This window comes from Chryseobacterium sp. (assembly GCF_029240215.1).
Lineage (GTDB): Bacteria > Bacteroidota > Bacteroidia > Flavobacteriales > Weeksellaceae > Chryseobacterium.
Genome location: NZ_JARBTK010000004.1, coordinates 114,837 through 134,073 on the forward strand (window position 1 = coordinate 114,837; position 19,237 = coordinate 134,073).

Genomic DNA, 19,237 nt, shown 5'->3' on the forward strand with positions numbered 1-19,237 from the left:
AATAATGAACATTAAATATTAAAATTATAAACTTATGAAAAAGCTAATTTTTACAGGAATATTGGCTGTTGCAGGATTGACCGGAACAGCAAATGCACAAATTCAGGAAGGAAACTGGATGGTAGGTAGTAGCTTACTTTCTAGCAACTTTGGTTTAAATACAGGAGCAGGTTACGATATCAAACTTCAGCCAAGAGCAGCATATTTTATCAAAGATAATGTTGCATTAGGAGGTTACGTTACTTTAGGATTCTCTAAACCAGGTGCAGGTGCATCAACACAATTTGATTACGGTGTTGGAGCTCTAGGTCGTTACTTCTTATCTCCGGGGGAAAAAGGTGTCGACAATTTATTGAATCATGGTAGATTCTTCTTGGAAGGTAATGTAGGAGTAGGTGGATTTAATGTGGAAAATGGTATCTCAACAACTGGTTTAGACTTTGGTGTAGGTCCTGGATATTCTTACTTTATCACTCCGAATATCGGCGTTGAAGGTTTAGTAAAATACAACGGAGTAACTGGTTTTGGAAACGAAGGATTAACGTCCAGAATTAGTTTCAATGTAGGTTTCAGTATTTACTTACCTACTTCAAAAGCAAAAGCAGTTGCCAACGACTTAAAATAGCAGCTTTGAAAATACAACAAAAGCGGCTCGGAAAATTTTCCGAGCCGCTTTTTCAAATTAAAACTAAACTATATAATAAATAAAAAATCTAAGACTATTTATTAGGTTGAGGTGTGTAGCGAAGATAAGGTTTGATCTCAGTGACACCTTTAGGGAAAATATTTCTTGCATCTTCAGTATTAATCGAAGGCGGAATAATGACATCATCACCATCATTCCAGTTTGCAGGAGTTGCGATTTTGTGAGAATCTACCAGTTGTAACGAGTCTAAAACTCGCAGAATCTCATTAAAATTTCTTCCTGTGGAAGCAGGATAGGTAATAATAAGCCTTACTTTTTTATCCGGATCAATGATTAATAAAGAACGTACAGTCGCTGTAAGTGATGCATTCGGATGGATAAAATCATATAGTGCTGAAACTTTTCTGTCTTTATCTGCAATGATCGGAAACTGCACATCAGTATTTTGGGTTTCATTGATGTCTTTGATCCAGTTTTTGTGATCTTCTACTCCATCGACGCTTAAAGCAATTACCTTGGTATTTCTTTGGTCAAACTCTGATATTAATTTTGAGGTATAACCTAGTTCTGTCGTACAAACCGGAGTATAATCTGCAGGGTGAGAAAATAAAATCCCCCACGAATCTCCAAGATATTCATAAAAATCAATGTTTCCAGCAGTAGAATCTGCCTGAAAGTTGGGTGCGGTATCTCCTAGTTTAATTGACATAACATTTTGTTTTTATTAGTCTACAAATTTAATAGACTTTTTGTTACTGGCAAAATTTTTGCTAGAAAATTTATTTATAATATTAAAAAATATTTTATGGAGTACGGCTTAAGCTACGTAGATACGGTATATAAAGTTTTACAAAATTGGTATATCGCATTTGCGAAACTTACACCAAAGTTGGTTGTTGGTATTATTGTTTTTATGCTTTTTTTATTGACGAGTAAATATCTGAGTAAACTTGCGGTAAAAATCATGCATAAGGTTTTCCCTAAAACTAAAAAAGAAGGATCTATACTTACCATTATCGGAATTTTCAGATTTATTATAGTGATAATGGGAAGCTTTATTGCTTTAGAAATAATGGGCTTCAGCGGTTTCCTTTGGAAATTTATCGGAAGTTTAGGAGTTGCAGGTGTAATTGCCGGTGTTGCGCTAAAAGACCTCGTTTCGAGTATATTTTCGGGAATGCTGATTGGTATTGACAAAGCATTTAAAGTCGGAGATTATATCATTATCGGCGGAAATTCGGGAACGGTAATGGAGATCGGTTTCTTAACCACAAAAATAATCAGTGATGACGGTAAAAAAGTATACATCCCGAATCAGGTGATTTTCAATGCACCTTTTTCAAATATTACGGCTTCTCCACAACGAAAAATTATTTTAGATTTTGAGATTCCTGCAGATGAAGATGTAAGCAAAGCACAAATTGGTATTTTAGAGGTGATTAAAAGTTTAGAAAATATTGATAGGATAGAAAGTTCTGAGGTAATTTTCACCAACCTGAAGCAGGGAACATTTACTTTACAGGCAAAATTCTGGATTGCTGTAGGAGCAAATATGCTTCAGATAAAAAGTGAAGCTTTAATGAAAATAAAAAAACGTCTGGATGATGACGGAATCCCACTATTGACTCCAACAAGTATTAATATTACTAACAATTCTCCAATTGAGCCTCCAAAAGAAAATACGGAATTGTAGATTTTATTAATTTAAATCAAAGGTTATTTTATTAAAACTCCAAAAGCCTCTTAACAAAAAATCACCCAAACGGGTTATTTTATCATGCTATTAAATTTATAAAATTTGTTTAAAAATTAATAGCCATGAAAACAAAATTTTTATTAATATTTCTGTTGGGATTTGCAGGAATGATTTTCGGACAGGAAAATTCAAGTAGAATCTACTTTATAGTTTCAAAAAAAGAAGAATTAAATTTGAAACAAAAAAATTCATTAAAATATGATAAATGGTCTACCAAACAACTTGACTCTGTAAAAGATGTTTATAAAAACAATAAAACAGTTAAAGCCACAGAACAAATAACTGTAAATGGAGAAAAGCAAAATGTAACTAGAGACATAATCGTTGATGATAATTTTTTTAAAATGCTCGTCATAAAAAAAGAAATCAATGTAGATTCCGATTTTTGGGGATATGTCAAATTTGTAGATGATAAAGTTTATGTAAGTAGGAAACGTTTTAATGAAGTACTAGGAGACGATGTCTATTATTACAAACTTAAAAATGGGGATAAAATTAGATTACCTTTTATTGATGGAACAGTTTCTGTTTTTACAATCCCATTTAAATATAGATTTAAATAACCTAATATATCAGAAGAATTCTCATCAGCGAGTCTCAATATCAATGTCTTAGCAGGTATTTCTTTTGGTAAAACAACATTTAGGTATCGTGAACAAGTTGATTGCAAAACTAATAATTCAAAACTCACTTTAGGATTATTTGTCGGATCATCCGTTGTAGAATTAAACAGCAGTAATACTTCTGCTGCCGAACAACCTTTAATTGGAGATGTAAAAATTACAAAAGGATTAGCAAGTATTGGTTTGGGAACAGCCTATTCATTTAACAAAATTAGTTTAGGTGGATTTTTAGGATGGGATTACGCAATTGGAAATGATTCTGAAAAGTGGAATTATAACAAAAAGCCTTGGATTGGCATTGCTATAGGCTATTCTCTATTTAATCTATAACAAAAAAAACCTTCCAAAATCGGAAGGTTTCATTATGCATATTTGATTGCTTATTATTTTGACAAAGAAGAAGCGTGAATTAACATATCAACTAATTTATTTGAATAACCCATTTCGTTGTCATACCAAGAAACTAGTTTTACAAAGTTAGGAGAAAGCATAATACCAGCGTCTTTATCGAAGATTGAAGTTCTCTTATCTCCTACGAAATCCTGAGAAACTACAGCATCTTCTGTGTAACCAAGAATACCCTTCAATTCACCTTCAGAAGCAGCTTTGATTACTGAACAAATTTCTTCGTAAGAAGCAGCCTTTTCAATTCTTACCGTTAAATCTACTACAGAAACGTCAACAGTTGGTACTCTGAAAGACATCCCTGTTAATTTTCCGTTTAATGAAGGAATTACTTTCCCTACTGCTTTTGCAGCACCAGTAGAAGAAGGAATAATATTGTTCAAGGCAGCTCTACCACCTCTCCAGTCTTTCATTGAAGGACCGTCAACAGTTTTCTGAGTTGCAGTTGTAGCATGTACAGTGGTCATCAAACCTTCTACGATTCCGAAGTTATCGTGAATTACTTTAGCCAAAGGAGCTAAACAGTTTGTAGTACAAGATGCATTTGATAAGATTTTGATATCGTCTGTAAGTTCTGTGTGGTTTACACCCATTACAAACATTGGAGTATCATCTTTAGAAGGAGCAGAAAGGATTACTTTTTTTGCACCAGCGTTGATGTGTGCAGCAGCACTTTCTTTATCTAAAAATAAACCAGTAGATTCTACGATGTAATCAGCACCGATTTCGTTCCACTTTAGGTTATTTGGGTCTCTTTCAGCGGTAACTCTGATTTTTTTACCATTTACTACAAGATCATTTCCTTCTACAGAAACTTCTCCCGGGAAAATACCGTGTACAGAATCATACTTTAGCATGTAAGCCATGTATTCTGCATTAATAAGGTCATTGATACCAACGACTTCGATGTTGTCTCTTTCAGTCATAGCTCTGAATACAAGACGACCGATTCTACCAAACCCGTTAATACCTACTTTAATTGTTGACATAATTGTTTTGATTTATTTAATTATATAAAATATTAGATTGCTAAAATTTCTGAAATCAAAAGAAGATCTTTGTTGATTTCGTTGTGTTTTTTAATGGCTTCTTCGATGGGTGTATAAACAATTTCGTTGGAACGCATTCCTGCCATTACATTATTCTCTCCTACCATCAATCCGGTAACTGCACCAAAACCTAGTCTGCTCGCCAAAACTCTGTCGGCACAACTCGGTGATCCACCTCTTTGGATATGACCTAAGATAGCCACACGAATATCATAATCAGGAAATTCTTTTTTGGTCTGCTCAGCCAATTCATAAATATTGGCAAGCTTTTCACCTTCTGCAACTACCACAATACTTGAGGATTTTCCTGTTTTCTCTGCATTTCTGAAGTTGGCAAACAACTCATCCATACTGTCTTTTTTCTCAGGAATCAAAATATCCAAAGCACCGGTTGCCAAACCACTGTTTAGGGCAATAAAACCTGCATCACGCCCCATCACCTCAACAAAGAAAACCCTGTTGTGAGAAGTTGCCGTATCACGGATTTTATCAATGGCATCCATGGCTGTATTCAAAGCCGTATCAAAACCAATCGTATTATCTGTTCCGAAGATATCGTTATCAATCGTTCCCGGCACACCGATTACTCTGATTCCGAATTCTTCATTAAAAATCTTCGCTCCGGTAAAAGTTCCGTCTCCACCGATGCACACCAAAGCTTCAATTCCGTATCTCACGCAATTGTCATAGGCTTTCTGGCGACCTTCTTTGGTCATAAACTCTTTGGAACGGGCAGATTTCAGAATAGTTCCACCTTGGTTGATTATATTTTTTACAGAACGAGGTCCCATTTTCAGGAAATCATCGTGGATAAGACCATTATAGCCTTCTCTCACTCCGTAACATTCGATATTATAATAATTGGCAGTTCTTACGACCGCTCTTAATGCTGCGTTCATCCCCGGAGAGTCACCTCCCGAAGTAAGAACTGCAATTTTTTTTACAGCACTTTCTTTCATTTAGTAAAAAATTTCAAACACAAATTTACAAAAACAAGTTCAGATAACGGCAGTATCTTTAGAATACTTTTCATCCTTTAGTATCCTGTAAATTTAAAAGCAATTTGTTTGAGAAATAATTTACATTTTTAATTTATGAAACTCAAAGCTAGACTTTCATATCAATTCTTTTCAACTAAATATTTCCAATATCTTCTTGGAACATGCTGAATATGCAGTTTCAAATTTTTCCTTTCCACAATATTTGTTTTTGTGAAATAACGTTGCCAAAGTGTTTGATAATTTTTTTCTTCATCATGAAACTTTTGCTGGTATTTATTTAAATCAATTTTTTCTTCAGGATAAAAGAAATCGCACGTTTCCAGATCATAAAGAATTCCATAGTTTCTTCTGAGATCATAAATCATCCATTTCTGATCCTGATAACGGTCTTTGAAATGTTTTCTGATCAAAGGCAACACATTAAAATCCGGATCGATTTTAGCAAAGAAAACCTCATCCTGCATTTTTTCAAACCGAACAAAAGCTGTCATTCTGTGCCTTTCTCTACTTACCGATTTTGAAATCTTGGCAATTCTAAGAATATCATTATCTGCGTAATTTTGTAAAATATTCTCTTTAGGATATTTTATAGATTGCTGTACGGCAGACAAAATAATTTGCTCTGAATCCTGTTCTTCGGATAAATAAACCTTAACCAATTCATGAATTCCGGATTTCCCAATGTTCTCTTCCAATTTATTTAAAACTCTCTCAGATTTCTCCTGTTGTGTGACAACTTCATGGATTTCTGCAAAAATATTTTTCTGATGATATCTCTCTTTTGAAACAATTTCCACATCACTGTACTTATATTCGAAAACTTCAAATACTGCAGTAAAAAGTCCGTCGAAACTGCCGTCGTAGAGTAAGGTGGTCATTTATTTATTTTATCCATTAAGTTTGTTAAAGAAACTATTTATTTTTCTTAAATTTCATGAACAAATTAGTCATCCTCGTGAAAAAATTGTGAAATTATGTTTAAAATTAAAACAATGTGAGTTGCTGCGAAAACTGATCCTGAAATTTAGAATTGCTTCCGCCAATTAAGAGTTTTTTCAGATTTAAATCTGTCAAATGTCTCAAGAAAACATTTCCTGCATTAAAATCTATGAAATATTTAGCACGATTCACTGCTGCACCCAATTTTTTCAAATGATCAATCGTCAAAACCTGAAAACGTCTCGCTGAAACAATTTTCTTCGCAGTTTTCACACCAATTCCCGGAATCCTGAGAATCATCTGATAATCTGCACTTTGAAGATTAATCGGAAACTGATCAAGATGTCGAAGTGCCCAACTTAATTTAGGATCAACTTCCAAGTCCAAAAACGGCATATGCGGATCTAAAATTTCATCAGCTTTAAATCCATAAAAGCGCATCAGCCAATCCGACTGATACAAACGATTTTCTCTCAACATCGGAACCGCCGTCGTTAAAGCTGGTAATCTATTATCTTCCAAAACCGGAACATATCCTGAATAATAAACTCTTTTAAGATTATAATTTTTATAGAAATGATCAGCAACTTTGATGATTTGTAAATCATTCTCGTTGGTTGCACCAACAATCATTTGCGTAGACTGTCCTGCAGGAGCGAATTTCGGAACTTTCCTGAAAATTTTCTTCTCTTCTTTATATTGGGTAATTCCGCTTTGAATATATTTCATGGGATTGAGCATATCCTGTCGGTTTTTTTCCGGAGCCAATAATTTCAAACCACTTTCTGTCGGAATTTCAATATTAATTGATAATCGGTCAGCATACAAAGCTGCTTCCTGCATTAGAATATCACTTGCGCCAGGAATTGATTTTAAATGAATATATCCATTGAAATTTTCTTCCAGACGAAGTTTTTTTGCAACACGCACCAAACGTTCCATCGTTGTATCGGCATTTTTGAAAATTCCTGAACTCAAAAATAAGCCTTCAATATAATTTCTACGGTAAAAATTAATGGTTAAATCTACAACTTCTTCAACCGTAAAAGCCGCTCTTTTAATATCATTTGAGCTTCGTGAAACACAATAAGCACAATCGTAAATGCAATGATTGGTCAAAAGAATTTTGAGAAGCGAAACACATCGCCCGTCTTCGGTATAGGTATGGCAAATTCCGCTTGCAGAACTGTCTCCCAAAGCGCCTTTTTTATTTTTTCTTGAACCTCCGCTCGACGAGCATGACACATCATATTTTGCTGCATCGGCAAGAATTTCCAGTTTTTCTTTCAGGCGGTCAAAATTCATTTAAATTTAATTTAAAGCAGATTTAAAATCCAATTCCTTGTACAAAACTAAGTCCAAAATTGAGAAATATCACTCTTTTTTAAACTAACTTATCAACAAAAGGCAGTAACAAATTTACTATATTTACGGTCATTAAATTATGCGTGAAATCGTAAACCATCGATTATCACCATATTTAAGAATTTAAAAATAACTCTATGAATCACACACCGATCGAAGGTTTTTCTAAACTTACAAAAAAAGGAAAAATTGACTGGCTTGTCAATGAATATCTAGACGGAAACGCAGATTATCAAAACATACTCAATCAATACTGGAACGAAAATGCAGATCTTCAGAAACTTCATGACGAGTTTTCTGAGAACACGATTTCCAATTTTTATATGCCTTACGGAATTGCTCCTAATTTTTTAATTGACGGAAAATTATTTGCTTTACCAATGGCGGTTGAAGAAAGTTCAGTAGTTGCAGCAGCTTCAAAAGCAGCCAAATTCTGGATTGACAAAGGAGGTTTTAAAACCACGATCATTAATACAGAAAAATTAGGTCACACTCATTTCATTTTTAATACAGAATCGCATAAACTTCAGCATTTTTTTAATTTTAAATTAAAGAAAAAACTGTTTGAAGCCACAGAAAGCATCACTGCAAATATGAGAAACCGTGGTGGCGGAATTTTAGAAATAAAATTGATCGATAAAACCGCTGAAATGCCTAATTATTATCAGTTGAAAGCAAGTTTTGATACGGTAGATTCTATGGGAGCTAACTTTATCAATTCTTGTCTTGAGCAATTTGGTAAAACTTTAAAAGAACAGATTTCTCTTGAAGAAGATTTTACACAGGAAGAAAAAGATTCTTTGCAGGTAGTTATGAATATTCTTTCCAATTTTACTCCGGATTGTATCGTGAGAGCAGAAGTTTCTTGTAAAATAGAAGATCTGAAGGACGACAGCGGAATTTCAAATGAAGAATTTGCAAGAAAATTTAAACAAGCCGTTACGATTGCTGAGATCGAACCTTTCCGTGCAACAACACACAACAAAGGAATTATGAATGGAGTTGATGCCGTTGTGATTGCAACCGGAAACGATTTCAGAGCAACTGAAGCTTGCGCACATGCTTACGCATCAAAGGATGGAAAATATTCTTCTTTGACACATTGTACAACAGACAACGGAATTTTCAGATTCTGGATTGATCTTCCTATTTCTGTGGGAGTTGTGGGCGGTTTGACGAATCTTCATCCTCTGGTAAAATTTTCCCTTGCATTACTTGGAAAACCTTCAGCTCAGGAACTGATGAGTATTTTGGCGGTTTCAGGATTGGCTCAGAATTTTGGAGCATTGAGATCTTTAGTAACCACAGGAATCCAGAAAGGTCACATGAAAATGCATTTGCTTAATATTTTAAATCAAATGGGTGCGACCGAAGAGGAAAAACAGCATTTTGTGACCTATTTTAAAGATAAAACAGTGACGCATCATGAGGTTATCAATGAATTTAACAGATTAAGATCTCAATAATGTTTGGAATTATTGTCGCAGCTTTTATGTTAGCTTTCGGGGTTTTTCTACAGTTGACAAAAAATCCAAGGCTTGTTCATAATAAAAAATTCGCATGGGTTTTTATCGGAATTGGAACCATATCATTAATATTCAAAATTTTAAATTATAAATAAAAACAGGTCACTTAAATCTGTTTAAATAAATCAATAAAATGAAAACAATTACTTTAGTCTTCGGTGCCGCTTTCGGAATGTTATCTGTAATTTTGGGAGCTTTCGGAGCACATGCATTAAAAAAAATATTATCTTTAGAAAGACTGGAAAGTTTTGAGACAGGAGTACGATATCAAATGTACGCAGCATTTTTTTTGCTGATTGCAGGTTACATTTTAAAGTTTGATACCTCATCTCAAAAATGGATTTCTATATTGATGATTACAGGAACAATGTTATTTTCTTTCAGTATTTACGGTTTGAGTCTACAGGATTATTTAGGAGCAAACCTTAAATTTTTAGGACCTATCACTCCGCTTGGAGGATTATTGATGATTTTGAGTTGGGGAATGTTGATTTTTTATTTTGTAAAGAATAGAATTTAACTTCATCAACAATAATTTCAGTTATAGACAAAATAATTTATCACAAACGCAAAAACGATTAGAACACCAACTTGTTTTTGGTTGAAATTCAGACAAAGTCATGTAAGTTTTAATTTTTATCCTAATAATCTTGAACTTCCGTGTCTTTTTATTAAATTTGTCAACCTTTTAAAATTAAAATATAATAATAAAAATAATATGAATCTTCACGAGTATCAATCAAAAGAGATTTTATCAAAGTACGGAGTAGCAATACAACGTGGTTTCGTAGCTAATAACGTAGACGAAGCTGTAGCTGCTGCTGAAAAACTTACTGCTGAAACAGGAGCTCAGGCTTGGGTTGTAAAAGCACAAATTCACGCAGGTGGTCGTGGTAAAGGTGGTGGCGTAAAGTTCTCTCCAAACATGGATAAGCTTAAAGAAAACGCTCAAAACATCATCGGAATGCAGTTAGTAACTCCACAAACTTCTGCTGAAGGTAAAAAAGTAAACTCTGTTTTGGTTGCAGAAGATGTTTATTATCCTGGAGAATCTGAAACTAAAGAATTTTATGTTTCTATTCTTTTAGACAGAGCTGAAGGTAAAAATACAATCGTATATTCTACTGAAGGAGGTATGGACATTGAGCACGTTGCTGAAGTAACGCCTCACTTGATCCACAACGAATTGATCGATCCCACTTTGGGTCTTCAGGGTTTTCAGGCTAGAAAAATTGCTTTCAATTTAGGTCTTGAAGGAAACGCATTCAAAGAATTTACAAAATTCATCACTTCTCTATACAATGCGTATGTAGGAATTGATGCTTCTTTATTTGAGATCAACCCTGTATTAAAAACTTCTGACAACAAAATTATCGCTGTAGATGCTAAAGTAACTTTGGATGGTAACTCATTGTTCCGTCACAAAGATCTTGAAGCTTTAAGAGATACAAGAGAAGAAGATCCTTTAGATGTAGAAGCAGGTGAAGCTGGTCTTAACTTCGTAAAACTAGACGGTAACGTTGCTTGTATGGTAAACGGAGCTGGTCTTGCAATGGCGACTATGGATATTATCAAATTATCTGGTGGTAACCCTGCAAACTTCTTGGACGTTGGAGGTACTGCTGATGCAGCAAGAGTACAGACTGCTTTTGAAATTATCTTGAGAGATCCAAACGTGAAAGCAATCTTGATCAACATCTTTGGAGGTATCGTAAGATGTGACAGAGTTGCTCAAGGTGTTGTAGACGCTTATCATGCTATGGGAAGCCTTCCTGTTCCGTTGATCGTAAGATTACAGGGAACTAACGCTGTAGAAGCTAAAAGATTAATTGACGAATCTGGTCTTCCGGTACACTCTGCAATTACTTTGGAAGAAGCTGCAAATAAAGTAAAAGAAGTTTTAGCTTAATACTAAATTTTTTATATAAATTTAAACCGTTTCATTTTTTGGAACGGTTTTTTAATGCTCCTAAGAAAACTTTATTCATGAAAAACTTACATATTCCGAATCCATGTTCTGAAAAATGGGAATCGATGTCTCCTCAGAAAAAAGGAAGATTTTGTTCAGTATGTGACAAATGTGTGATTGATTTCACCGAAAAGAAACCACAGGAAATTATTGACATTTTAAATGAAAAAACCAATGAAAAAATTTGTGGAAGATTTCTTAACCATCAAGTACAAAACGAAAATTCAAAATTTTTGAATTTAAAAAACCAATTCTCTAAATATATTCCTACGCACTTCCGAAACAATGGAATTGCATTAGCTATTTTTTCTTTTATAGTATTCTTAACAGGTTGTTCAAAACCAAAAACAGAAGAATTTACCACTACAGGTCTTATTATGATTGAAGAAGACAGCATTCCTAAAAATGATGATTATATAATTGGTGAAGCTTTGATTGAAGATGATTCTGTTTATCATGAATTAAAGAAAGACAGTATTGTGAAATAGTTTGATTAAAATACCAAACTGACAAATCTCACCAACAATTTTCGGCTTAAAACTTGTACTTTTATCATCACATGGAAAGGACGATTTTACAACCAAGATTTAAAAATTCTCAACATTTCAAAAATTTTTGGACAAGAGGCAACGGAAAACAACTGATTGATTTTTCAGGGGCAGAAGTGAGCTTTAAAGATTTCGACAAATTTTCAAAATACTTTTATCATATAGATGAAATTGGGGACGAGGTTGTAAAAGAAGTCTATTTCACCAAAAAATACAGCGAAGCATCAAGAGAAATTGAACATTATATCCGAAACGGAGTCTCAGACAACGATGATGTGCCGGAAAGCGTAAAAAAACTCTTCAGACAGACACAGACCGTTCCAGATTGGTTAGATTACAGTTTATTGAAAAACGGAGCCGAGCTTTGTATGCGTGGTAACATCGATTCTCTTATTTCGCTTCGTGACTACTGTCTCATCGGTGGTTATGATTATGCCTATCTCAACAAACCTCTCATCGTTACGGAAGCCTTGAAAAAAGGTGCTGTAAAAAGACTGTCAGAAACTCTGGATTTTTGGGTCAATGTTACGAGATATGATGCATTGGAAATTCACAAAAAAGGATATGAATTTGCCATTAAAACAAGACTTATCCATTCTTACGCAAGGCTTTCCATTAAAAAACATTACAAAAACTGGGACACCGAAAACTGGGGTGAACCTATCAATTCCTGGGATATGATGGCAACGTACATCGGCTTCAGTCTGGTTTTCCTGCACAGCCTCCATAAATTGGGAAACACTATTTCTGCAGAAGAGGAAAAAGGTCATTTTCACCTTTGGAAATATGTGGGTTACCTTTTGGGAATTCCCGAAGAACTTTTGCCCAACGATAAAAAACAAGCGACAGAATATTTTTATTTATGGACTTCTATTCAGCTATCTGCAGATCAGGATTCTGTTTTGCTTGCACATTCTTTGCTCAACGAGTCGCTTGAAAATCCTATTTTAAAATTTGAGTTTCAGAGAAAAAACCTGAGATATTTACACATTTGCTGTACTTGGTATCTTCTTGATGATGAAGTTTGCAAAAGACTTCAGATTCCCGAAGTTTCATTACGCAATGGTTTTCCTTATATGAAAAGATTTTTCAATAAAATATATGATAATACGGTGAGCCGGAAAAACCGGATCAAAAAAGGAAATAAAGATCAAATGAAAGTGTTGGAGGATTATTTAAGAATCACTCAAAATTCTAATTTTCATTAATTGACAATGATTAGTAATTTGTATTTTATTTCATTTAGGTTGGAAAAATTTTATCATTTTTTAACGCTAAAAACAAATTTCGAAAACAAATATTATTAGCATTTTAAAATTTAAATTCCGTATTTTTGATAAATTATTTAATACAATATGAGCAATATAGACGATAAGAAAAAAGCACTTGCTTTGGTGCTTGACAAGCTAGATAAAACATACGGAAAAGGGACTGTAATGACGTTGGGAGACAGTGCGATTGACACGACCATCGAAGTTATTCCTTCAGGATCTTTAGGGCTAGACATCGCTTTGGGCGTTGGCGGTTACCCTAGAGGAAGAATCATTGAGATCTACGGACCTGAATCTTCAGGTAAAACAACTTTAACTTTACATGCAATTGCAGAAGCGCAAAAAGCAGGTGGAATCGCTGCGTTTATTGATGCTGAGCATGCTTTTGACAGAGGTTATGCAGGAAAATTAGGAATTGACCTTGAAAACCTGATCATTTCTCAGCCGGATAACGGTGAACAGGCTCTGGAAATTGCCGACAACCTGATCCGTTCAGGAGCAATCGACATTGTCGTAATTGACTCGGTTGCAGCATTGACTCCAAAAGCAGAGATTGAAGGTGAAATGGGAGATTCTAAAATGGGTCTTCACGCAAGATTGATGTCTCAGGCTTTAAGAAAACTTACTGCAACAATTTCAAGAACAAAATGTACGGTAATTTTCATCAACCAGTTGAGAGAAAAAATCGGAGTAATGTTCGGAAATCCTGAAACGACAACAGGTGGTAATGCATTGAAGTTTTACGCTTCGGTAAGAGTTGACATTAGAAAAGCAAGTGCACCGATTAAAAACGGCGATGAAGCAGTGGGAAGCCGTGTGAAAGTGAAAATTGTGAAAAACAAAGTAGCTCCGCCTTTCAAAATGGCAGAATTTGACATTATGTACGGTGAAGGTGTTTCTAAAACTGGTGAAATCCTTGACACTGCTGTTGATTTGGGAATTGTAAAGAAAAGCGGATCTTGGTTCAGCTATGGCGACACCAAATTGGGACAAGGTCGTGATGGCGTAAGAGATCTTCTGAAAGACAATCCTGAACTGGCTGAAGAGCTTGAAGGTAAAGTAAAAGAAGAGATTATCAACAACAAAAAATAGTTTCTGAATATAAATGAAAAGACAGCTTTTTTTAAAAGCTGTCTTTTTTTGTTTTAATACATATAATTTAAGAAAAATAAATTAATAAAAATGCCAATCTGTCACTTTCATATCCATGGTATTTTATTTGAGAATATATAATCATAATTTAAAAACCCATAACAATGACAAAAGGAAATATTAATGTTTCGGTGGAAAATATTTTCCCGTTGATTAAAAAGTTTTTGTACAGCGACCACGAAATATTCTTAAGAGAATTAATTTCAAATGCTACAGATGCAACTTTAAAATTAAAACACCTTACCAATATCGGTGAGGCAAAAGTAGATTACGGAAATCCGAAAATCGAAGTTAAAATCGATAAAGAAAACAAAAAACTTCACATCATCGACCAAGGTTTGGGAATGACCGCCGAAGAAGTTGAAAAATACATCAACCAGGTTGCATTTTCCGGAGCTGAGGAATTTTTAGAAAAATATAAAGATTCTGCAAAAGATTCAGGAATTATCGGACATTTCGGGTTAGGCTTCTACTCCGCTTTTATGGTGGCAGAAAAAGTGGAAATTATTTCTAAATCTTTCAAAGACGAACCAGCCGTTCATTGGATTTGCGACGGAAGTCCTGAATTTACTTTAGAAGAAACAACGGCAAAAACCGACAGAGGAACCGAAATTATTCTTCACATCGCCGAAGATTCTACAGAATTTTTAGAGGAAAATAAAATCCGTGAATTGTTGACGAAATATAACAAATTCATGCCTGTTCCTATTAAATTCGGAACTAAAACCCATACACTTCCACTTCCGGAAGACGCTCCTGAAGGAACGACCGCAGAAACGGAAGAGGTTGATAATATCATCAATAATCCTAATCCAGCTTGGACAATCGCTCCAGCCGATTTGAATAAAGAAGATTATACGAAATTCTATCACGAACTGTACCCAATGCAGTTTGAAGAGCCTCTTTTCAACATTCATCTTAATGTAGATTATCCGTTTAATTTGACAGGAATTCTTTATTTCCCGAAACTGAACAACAATTTAAATATTGAAAAAGATAAAATTCAGTTGTACCAAAATCAGGTTTTCGTAACCGATGAGGTGAAAGGAATAGTTCCGGACTTTTTGATGTTGCTTCGTGGGGTGATTGATTCTCCGGATATTCCGTTGAATGTTTCTCGTTCGTACTTACAGGCAGATGGAGCGGTGAAGAAAATTTCTTCATATATCACCAAAAAAGTGGGTGATAAAATGGCTTCATTAATCAACGAAAACCGTGAAGATTACGAAACAAAATGGAACGACATCAAAATCGTGATCGAATACGGAATGATTTCTGAAGATAAATTCTTCGAAAAATCTGACAAATTTGCACTTTATCCAACAACAGATGGTAAATATTTCTTGTGGAATGAACTGGAAGAAAAAATCAAGCTTACTCAAACTGATAAGGATGGAAATTTAGTTGTTCTTTACGCTACAAATGCTGACGAACAGCACAGCTACATCCAGTCAGCGAAAGATAAAGGGTATGAAGTTTTACTTTTAGATTCTCCGATTGTTCCGCATTTAATCCAAAAACTGGAAACAACGAAAGAGAAAATTCAGTTTGCAAGAGTAGATGCCGATCACATCAATAATTTAATTAAAAAAGACGAACCCATAATTTCTAAATTAAATGAAACTGAAAAAGAATCTTTAAAGAAGAATGTGGAAGAATCAATTAATGATAAAAAATTCACGGTCCAGCTTGAAGATTTAGACAGTTCTGATGCCCCGTTTACAATCACCCAGCCGGAATTTATGCGCAGAATGAAGGAAATGCAGGCAACCGGCGGCGGCGGAATGTTCGGAATGGGCGGTTTCCCGGAAATGTATAATTTGGTCGTGAATTCTAACAGTGAATTTGCTTCGAAAATTTTGGCTAATGAAAATGCTGATGAGAAAAGATCTCAGATTAAATATGCCTTAGATTTGGCTAAACTTTCTCAGAATTTGCTGAAAGGAAAAGATCTGACAGATTTTATTCAGAGAAGTTATAAGCAATTGGAGAAATAAATTAACTAATTTATATTGAAGCTCGGAGCGACTATGTCGTTCTGAGTTTTTTTATGAAAATAACACCAATTACCCATTGCTCATTACCAATAATTAGGAGCTAATCCCGCTATCCGCTATATCTTTTTTGCTTTTAGAAAAGTCAGCTATAAAAGAAAATTCCGGGAAAAAGCAAAAAAGGATGCCGCTTCTATCGGGGCTAGGAAGTTCGTGTTTCAATCAAACTTTCTCAAAAAAATTCAAACTAACTCAAACCTTCAAGGTTTACATAAAAACGCTTTCTCCCTACAACTCCTCCAAAGGATTCCAAAACAGTTTTTTGAAATTTTTAATTCTGAAATTTTCCACTTCAATTCCTTCCGCTTCCAATCTTTCCTGAAATTCCGGAACTGATAAAGTTCCCGAACTTGAAATTACACGGTGTGCAGGAACATCTTTCGGACAACCACCCATCGCCTTCCCAACGTGTCGGGAATGATTCGGGAATCCGACCGCTTTTGCAATCGCACCATAAGAAGAAACCCTGCCTTTGGGAATAAGTTTGGAAATTTCCCAGACCTGTTGTTTGAAAATTTCGTTCATGATCTTAGCATTATTTTTGTTTTCTAATATGTATTGAATCTCTAAAAAGTAAAGTTATGAAAAAGTTCATCTTCAGAATCCTGAATAAGATTAATAAAGCAGTTTTACCGAAGTTAAGTGATAAAGATCCTACCAAACTCAATAAAATTCAGAAAGGAATTTTGGCTTATCGATATTTTGTTCTGATTAATTCGATGGATTAAGTTAGTAAATATTTTACTTCTATTTTCAAGATTTAAACAGAAAAAAATCTGCAAAAATATCAGTAAACTACTTAATTTTAGAAATCAGTTTTCTGCAAACTTCATAAAGAGGTTTTTCAATAAGTAGATAAATAATTACTGAACAAATCCAAAGCAAAACAAAATTCCGATCAGGAAGATAAAGGTAAGATTTCAGCTTCATATTGAAATAACTGAGATGAATCAAATAGAAAACAAATGAAGCATTCCCTAAAAGAATAAAAAACTTTGTTGAAAGCAACCTTGAAACAATGGTTTTTTCTGACATCAAACCCCAAAAGAAAACTGCAATTGCTATCGGCAACAGCAACTCGTGAATCAGCCTTCCTTCCCATCTTTCTACACCATGTACGAAATTATTTCTGGCAAAAAAAGCAGTTGCAATGATAAGTGCCAAGATTGAAATTCCGCCAAAAAGTGTTGGTTTTTTCAAATTTTTTAAAAACTGGAAACCTTTTTCTTTCTTCATTAAATAAGCCAGCAACATTCCAAAGAAAAACTCAAAACTTCGACCAAAAAATGTACTTCCAACCATAAATTTTAAAGGATACAAAAAACCTTTAGGATTTCCATTGTACCAGTGAAGTCCGTAACCTATCGACCAGCCAAGCAGGAAGAATCCAATTAAAAACAGGATACAGTATTTCCAGCTTTTCTTTAATAAAAGAAATAACAATGGAGAAAGCAAATAAAAGAAAAATTCTACGGTAAGCGACCAAGCCTGAACAATTCCGGAAACAGAATATTCTTCAAACAAAGAATAGAAAAGGGAATATTGTAAAAAATAAGTATCTAGATCTTTAGAATAGGTCCTGTCAAGAAAATAACAGCTCAACAAAATCCAATACAGCGGAAAAATTCTTGCAATCCGCAGCAGAATATATTGTAAATAAGATTTTTTAGATTCTAATGGCTTTTCTTCATATCGGTAAGCAAGTAAAAATCCACTCAACACAAAAAATACAGTGACACCAATATGCCATTCGCTGATAAAACGCATTACTTCAAAAGGAAGATCGTAACGCCAATATTTTCGGTTATGATACACAAAAACCATGATCGCTGCGACAGCGCGCATTCCTGTGAGAGCGTCAAATTTATTTTTCTGAAGTGTATCCAAAGTGAAAAACAAAAGGCTTACAGAATAAGCCTTTTATATATCATAAATTATTACTGTTAGTTTTCTAAAATATAAGAGAACATCAATGGTGCACATATAGTAGCATCACTTTCAACGATGAATTTCGGTGTAGTAATATCTAATTTACCCCAAGTAATTTTTTCGTTCGGAACTGCTCCTGAATAAGAACCATAAGAAGTCGTTGAATCTGAAATCTGACAGAAATAAGACCAAAACGGAATATCATGCATTTCCATATCCTGATACAACATTGGAACCACACAAATCGGAAAATCTCCTGCGATACCTCCACCAATCTGGAAAAATCCGACTCCTTTCCCTGCTGAGTTTTTAGTGTACCAATCTGCCAAATATGTCATGTATTCAATTCCTGACTTCATTGTAGTGGCAGTCAACTCACCTTTAATGCAGTAAGAAGCAAAAATATTTCCCATTGTAGAATCTTCCCATCCCGGAACTACAATTGGCAGGTTTTTCTCTGCCGCAGCAATCATCCAAGAGTTTTCTCTAGGAATTTCATAATACTGCTCAAGAACTCCTGACAGAATCATTTTATACATGAATTCATGTGGAAAATATCTTTCGCCTTTTGATTCAGCATCTTTCCAGATCTCAACGATATGTTTCTGTAATCTTCTGAACGCCTCTTCTTCAGGAATACAAGTATCCGTAACTCTGTTCAGCCCTCTTTCCAACAAATTCCATTCGTCCTGAGCCGTCAAATCCCTGTAATGAGGTACTCTTTCGTAGTGAGAATGCGCTACAAGGTTCATCAAATCTTCTTCAAGGTTTGCTCCTGTACAAGAGATAAAATCTACTTTATCCTGACGAATCATTTCAGCTAAAATTTTTCCTAATTCAGCGGTAGACATTGCCCCAGCCAAAGTGATCATCATTTTTCCACCTTCTTTCAGATGGGCAACATATCCTTTTGATGCATCTACTAAAGCCGCTGCATTGAAGTGCAGGTAATATTTTTCTATGAACTCAGTAATCGGTTTGCTCATTTTTTTAATTTTTTACAA

19 protein-coding genes are annotated in these 19,237 nt (G+C 34.6%); 11 read left to right on the top strand and 8 right to left on the bottom strand.

What is annotated here, in order from left to right:
• The first annotated feature begins 34 nt into the window (after positions 1-34).
• Positions 35-625: a hypothetical protein gene (locus K0R77_RS10170; protein ID WP_300351927.1), complete on the top strand. Its 591-nt coding sequence runs from the start codon at positions 35-37 to the stop codon at positions 623-625.
• A 94-nt stretch (positions 626-719) separates the two neighbouring features.
• Here K0R77_RS10170 and K0R77_RS10175 read toward each other — a convergent pair whose 3' ends face one another.
• The gene (locus tag K0R77_RS10175; protein ID WP_300351929.1) at positions 720-1,355 is read right to left on the bottom strand and encodes a peroxiredoxin; all 636 of its coding nucleotides are present in this window, start codon (positions 1,353-1,355) and stop codon (positions 720-722) included.
• Between the two features lie 96 nt (positions 1,356-1,451).
• Between K0R77_RS10175 and K0R77_RS10180 the strand changes: the two genes are divergently transcribed.
• Together K0R77_RS10180 and K0R77_RS10185 are read left to right on the top strand one after the other, a co-directional pair.
• A complete protein-coding gene (locus K0R77_RS10180) occupies positions 1,452-2,339 on the top strand; it encodes a mechanosensitive ion channel domain-containing protein (RefSeq protein ID WP_300351931.1) in 888 nt (295 codons plus the stop codon).
• 125 nt (positions 2,340-2,464) lie between these two features.
• Positions 2,465-2,965 (top strand): hypothetical protein, encoded by a 501-nt coding sequence (locus tag K0R77_RS10185; RefSeq protein ID WP_300351933.1) that lies wholly within the window; start codon positions 2,465-2,467, stop codon positions 2,963-2,965.
• Between the two features lie 443 nt (positions 2,966-3,408).
• Here K0R77_RS10185 and gap read toward each other — a convergent pair whose 3' ends face one another.
• The 4 genes from gap to K0R77_RS10205 form a co-directional block, all read right to left on the bottom strand.
• Positions 3,409-4,419 carry a type I glyceraldehyde-3-phosphate dehydrogenase gene (gene gap, locus K0R77_RS10190; protein ID WP_300351935.1) on the bottom strand — a complete coding sequence of 337 codons (1,011 nt, stop codon included), beginning with the start codon at positions 4,417-4,419 and terminating at the stop codon, positions 3,409-3,411.
• 32 nt (positions 4,420-4,451) lie between these two features.
• On the bottom strand, positions 4,452-5,438 hold the full coding sequence (pfkA, locus tag K0R77_RS10195; RefSeq protein WP_300351937.1) for a 6-phosphofructokinase: 987 nt from the start codon (positions 5,436-5,438) through the stop codon (positions 4,452-4,454).
• Positions 5,439-5,599: 161 nt separating this feature from the next.
• Entirely contained in the window at positions 5,600-6,358 is a 759-nt protein-coding gene (locus K0R77_RS10200) for a TIGR03915 family putative DNA repair protein (RefSeq protein WP_300351938.1), read from the bottom strand.
• 106 nt (positions 6,359-6,464) lie between these two features.
• On the bottom strand, positions 6,465-7,724 hold the full coding sequence (locus K0R77_RS10205) for a putative DNA modification/repair radical SAM protein (RefSeq protein ID WP_300351940.1): 1,260 nt from the start codon (positions 7,722-7,724) through the stop codon (positions 6,465-6,467).
• Between the two features lie 197 nt (positions 7,725-7,921).
• On the opposite strand from K0R77_RS10205, the gene K0R77_RS10210 reads away from it, so the two are divergent.
• From K0R77_RS10210 to htpG, 7 genes are all read left to right on the top strand, one after another.
• Entirely contained in the window at positions 7,922-9,250 is a 1,329-nt protein-coding gene (locus tag K0R77_RS10210) for a hydroxymethylglutaryl-CoA reductase, degradative (RefSeq protein WP_300351942.1), read from the top strand.
• A gap of 193 nt (positions 9,251-9,443) precedes the next feature.
• A complete protein-coding gene (locus K0R77_RS10215; protein ID WP_300351943.1) occupies positions 9,444-9,830 on the top strand; it encodes a DUF423 domain-containing protein in 387 nt (128 codons plus the stop codon).
• Between the two features lie 198 nt (positions 9,831-10,028).
• Entirely contained in the window at positions 10,029-11,219 is a 1,191-nt protein-coding gene (sucC, locus tag K0R77_RS10220) for an ADP-forming succinate--CoA ligase subunit beta (RefSeq protein ID WP_300351945.1), read from the top strand.
• A gap of 77 nt (positions 11,220-11,296) precedes the next feature.
• Complete coding sequence (locus K0R77_RS10225) at positions 11,297-11,767, top strand: hypothetical protein (RefSeq protein ID WP_300351947.1); 471 nt, start codon at positions 11,297-11,299, stop codon at positions 11,765-11,767.
• Between the two features lie 71 nt (positions 11,768-11,838).
• Entirely contained in the window at positions 11,839-13,035 is a 1,197-nt protein-coding gene (locus K0R77_RS10230; RefSeq protein ID WP_300351949.1) for an oxygenase MpaB family protein, read from the top strand.
• A 147-nt stretch (positions 13,036-13,182) separates the two neighbouring features.
• Positions 13,183-14,190, top strand: a complete 1,008-nt coding sequence (recA, locus tag K0R77_RS10235) for a recombinase RecA (protein WP_263003617.1) — start codon at positions 13,183-13,185, stop codon at positions 14,188-14,190.
• A 164-nt stretch (positions 14,191-14,354) separates the two neighbouring features.
• Complete coding sequence (htpG, locus tag K0R77_RS10240; protein ID WP_300351952.1) at positions 14,355-16,247, top strand: molecular chaperone HtpG; 1,893 nt, start codon at positions 14,355-14,357, stop codon at positions 16,245-16,247.
• Positions 16,248-16,532: 285 nt separating this feature from the next.
• On the opposite strand, the gene K0R77_RS10245 is transcribed toward htpG, so the two are convergent.
• A complete protein-coding gene (locus K0R77_RS10245) occupies positions 16,533-16,829 on the bottom strand; it encodes an MGMT family protein (protein WP_059136069.1) in 297 nt (98 codons plus the stop codon).
• A 56-nt stretch (positions 16,830-16,885) separates the two neighbouring features.
• Here K0R77_RS10245 and K0R77_RS10250 point away from each other — a divergent pair, with 56 nt between their 5' ends.
• Positions 16,886-17,032, top strand: coding sequence for a hypothetical protein (locus K0R77_RS10250; protein WP_300351954.1), 147 nt, complete (start codon positions 16,886-16,888; stop codon positions 17,030-17,032).
• A 67-nt stretch (positions 17,033-17,099) separates the two neighbouring features.
• On the opposite strand, the gene K0R77_RS10255 is transcribed toward K0R77_RS10250, so the two are convergent.
• Both K0R77_RS10255 and K0R77_RS10260 read right to left on the bottom strand, forming a co-directional pair.
• Complete coding sequence (locus tag K0R77_RS10255) at positions 17,100-18,191, bottom strand: acyltransferase (protein ID WP_300351955.1); 1,092 nt, start codon at positions 18,189-18,191, stop codon at positions 17,100-17,102.
• 56 nt (positions 18,192-18,247) lie between these two features.
• Positions 18,248-19,219: a deoxyhypusine synthase family protein gene (locus K0R77_RS10260; protein WP_300351957.1), complete on the bottom strand. Its 972-nt coding sequence runs from the start codon at positions 19,217-19,219 to the stop codon at positions 18,248-18,250.
• Positions 19,220-19,237: the final 18 nt, after the last annotated feature.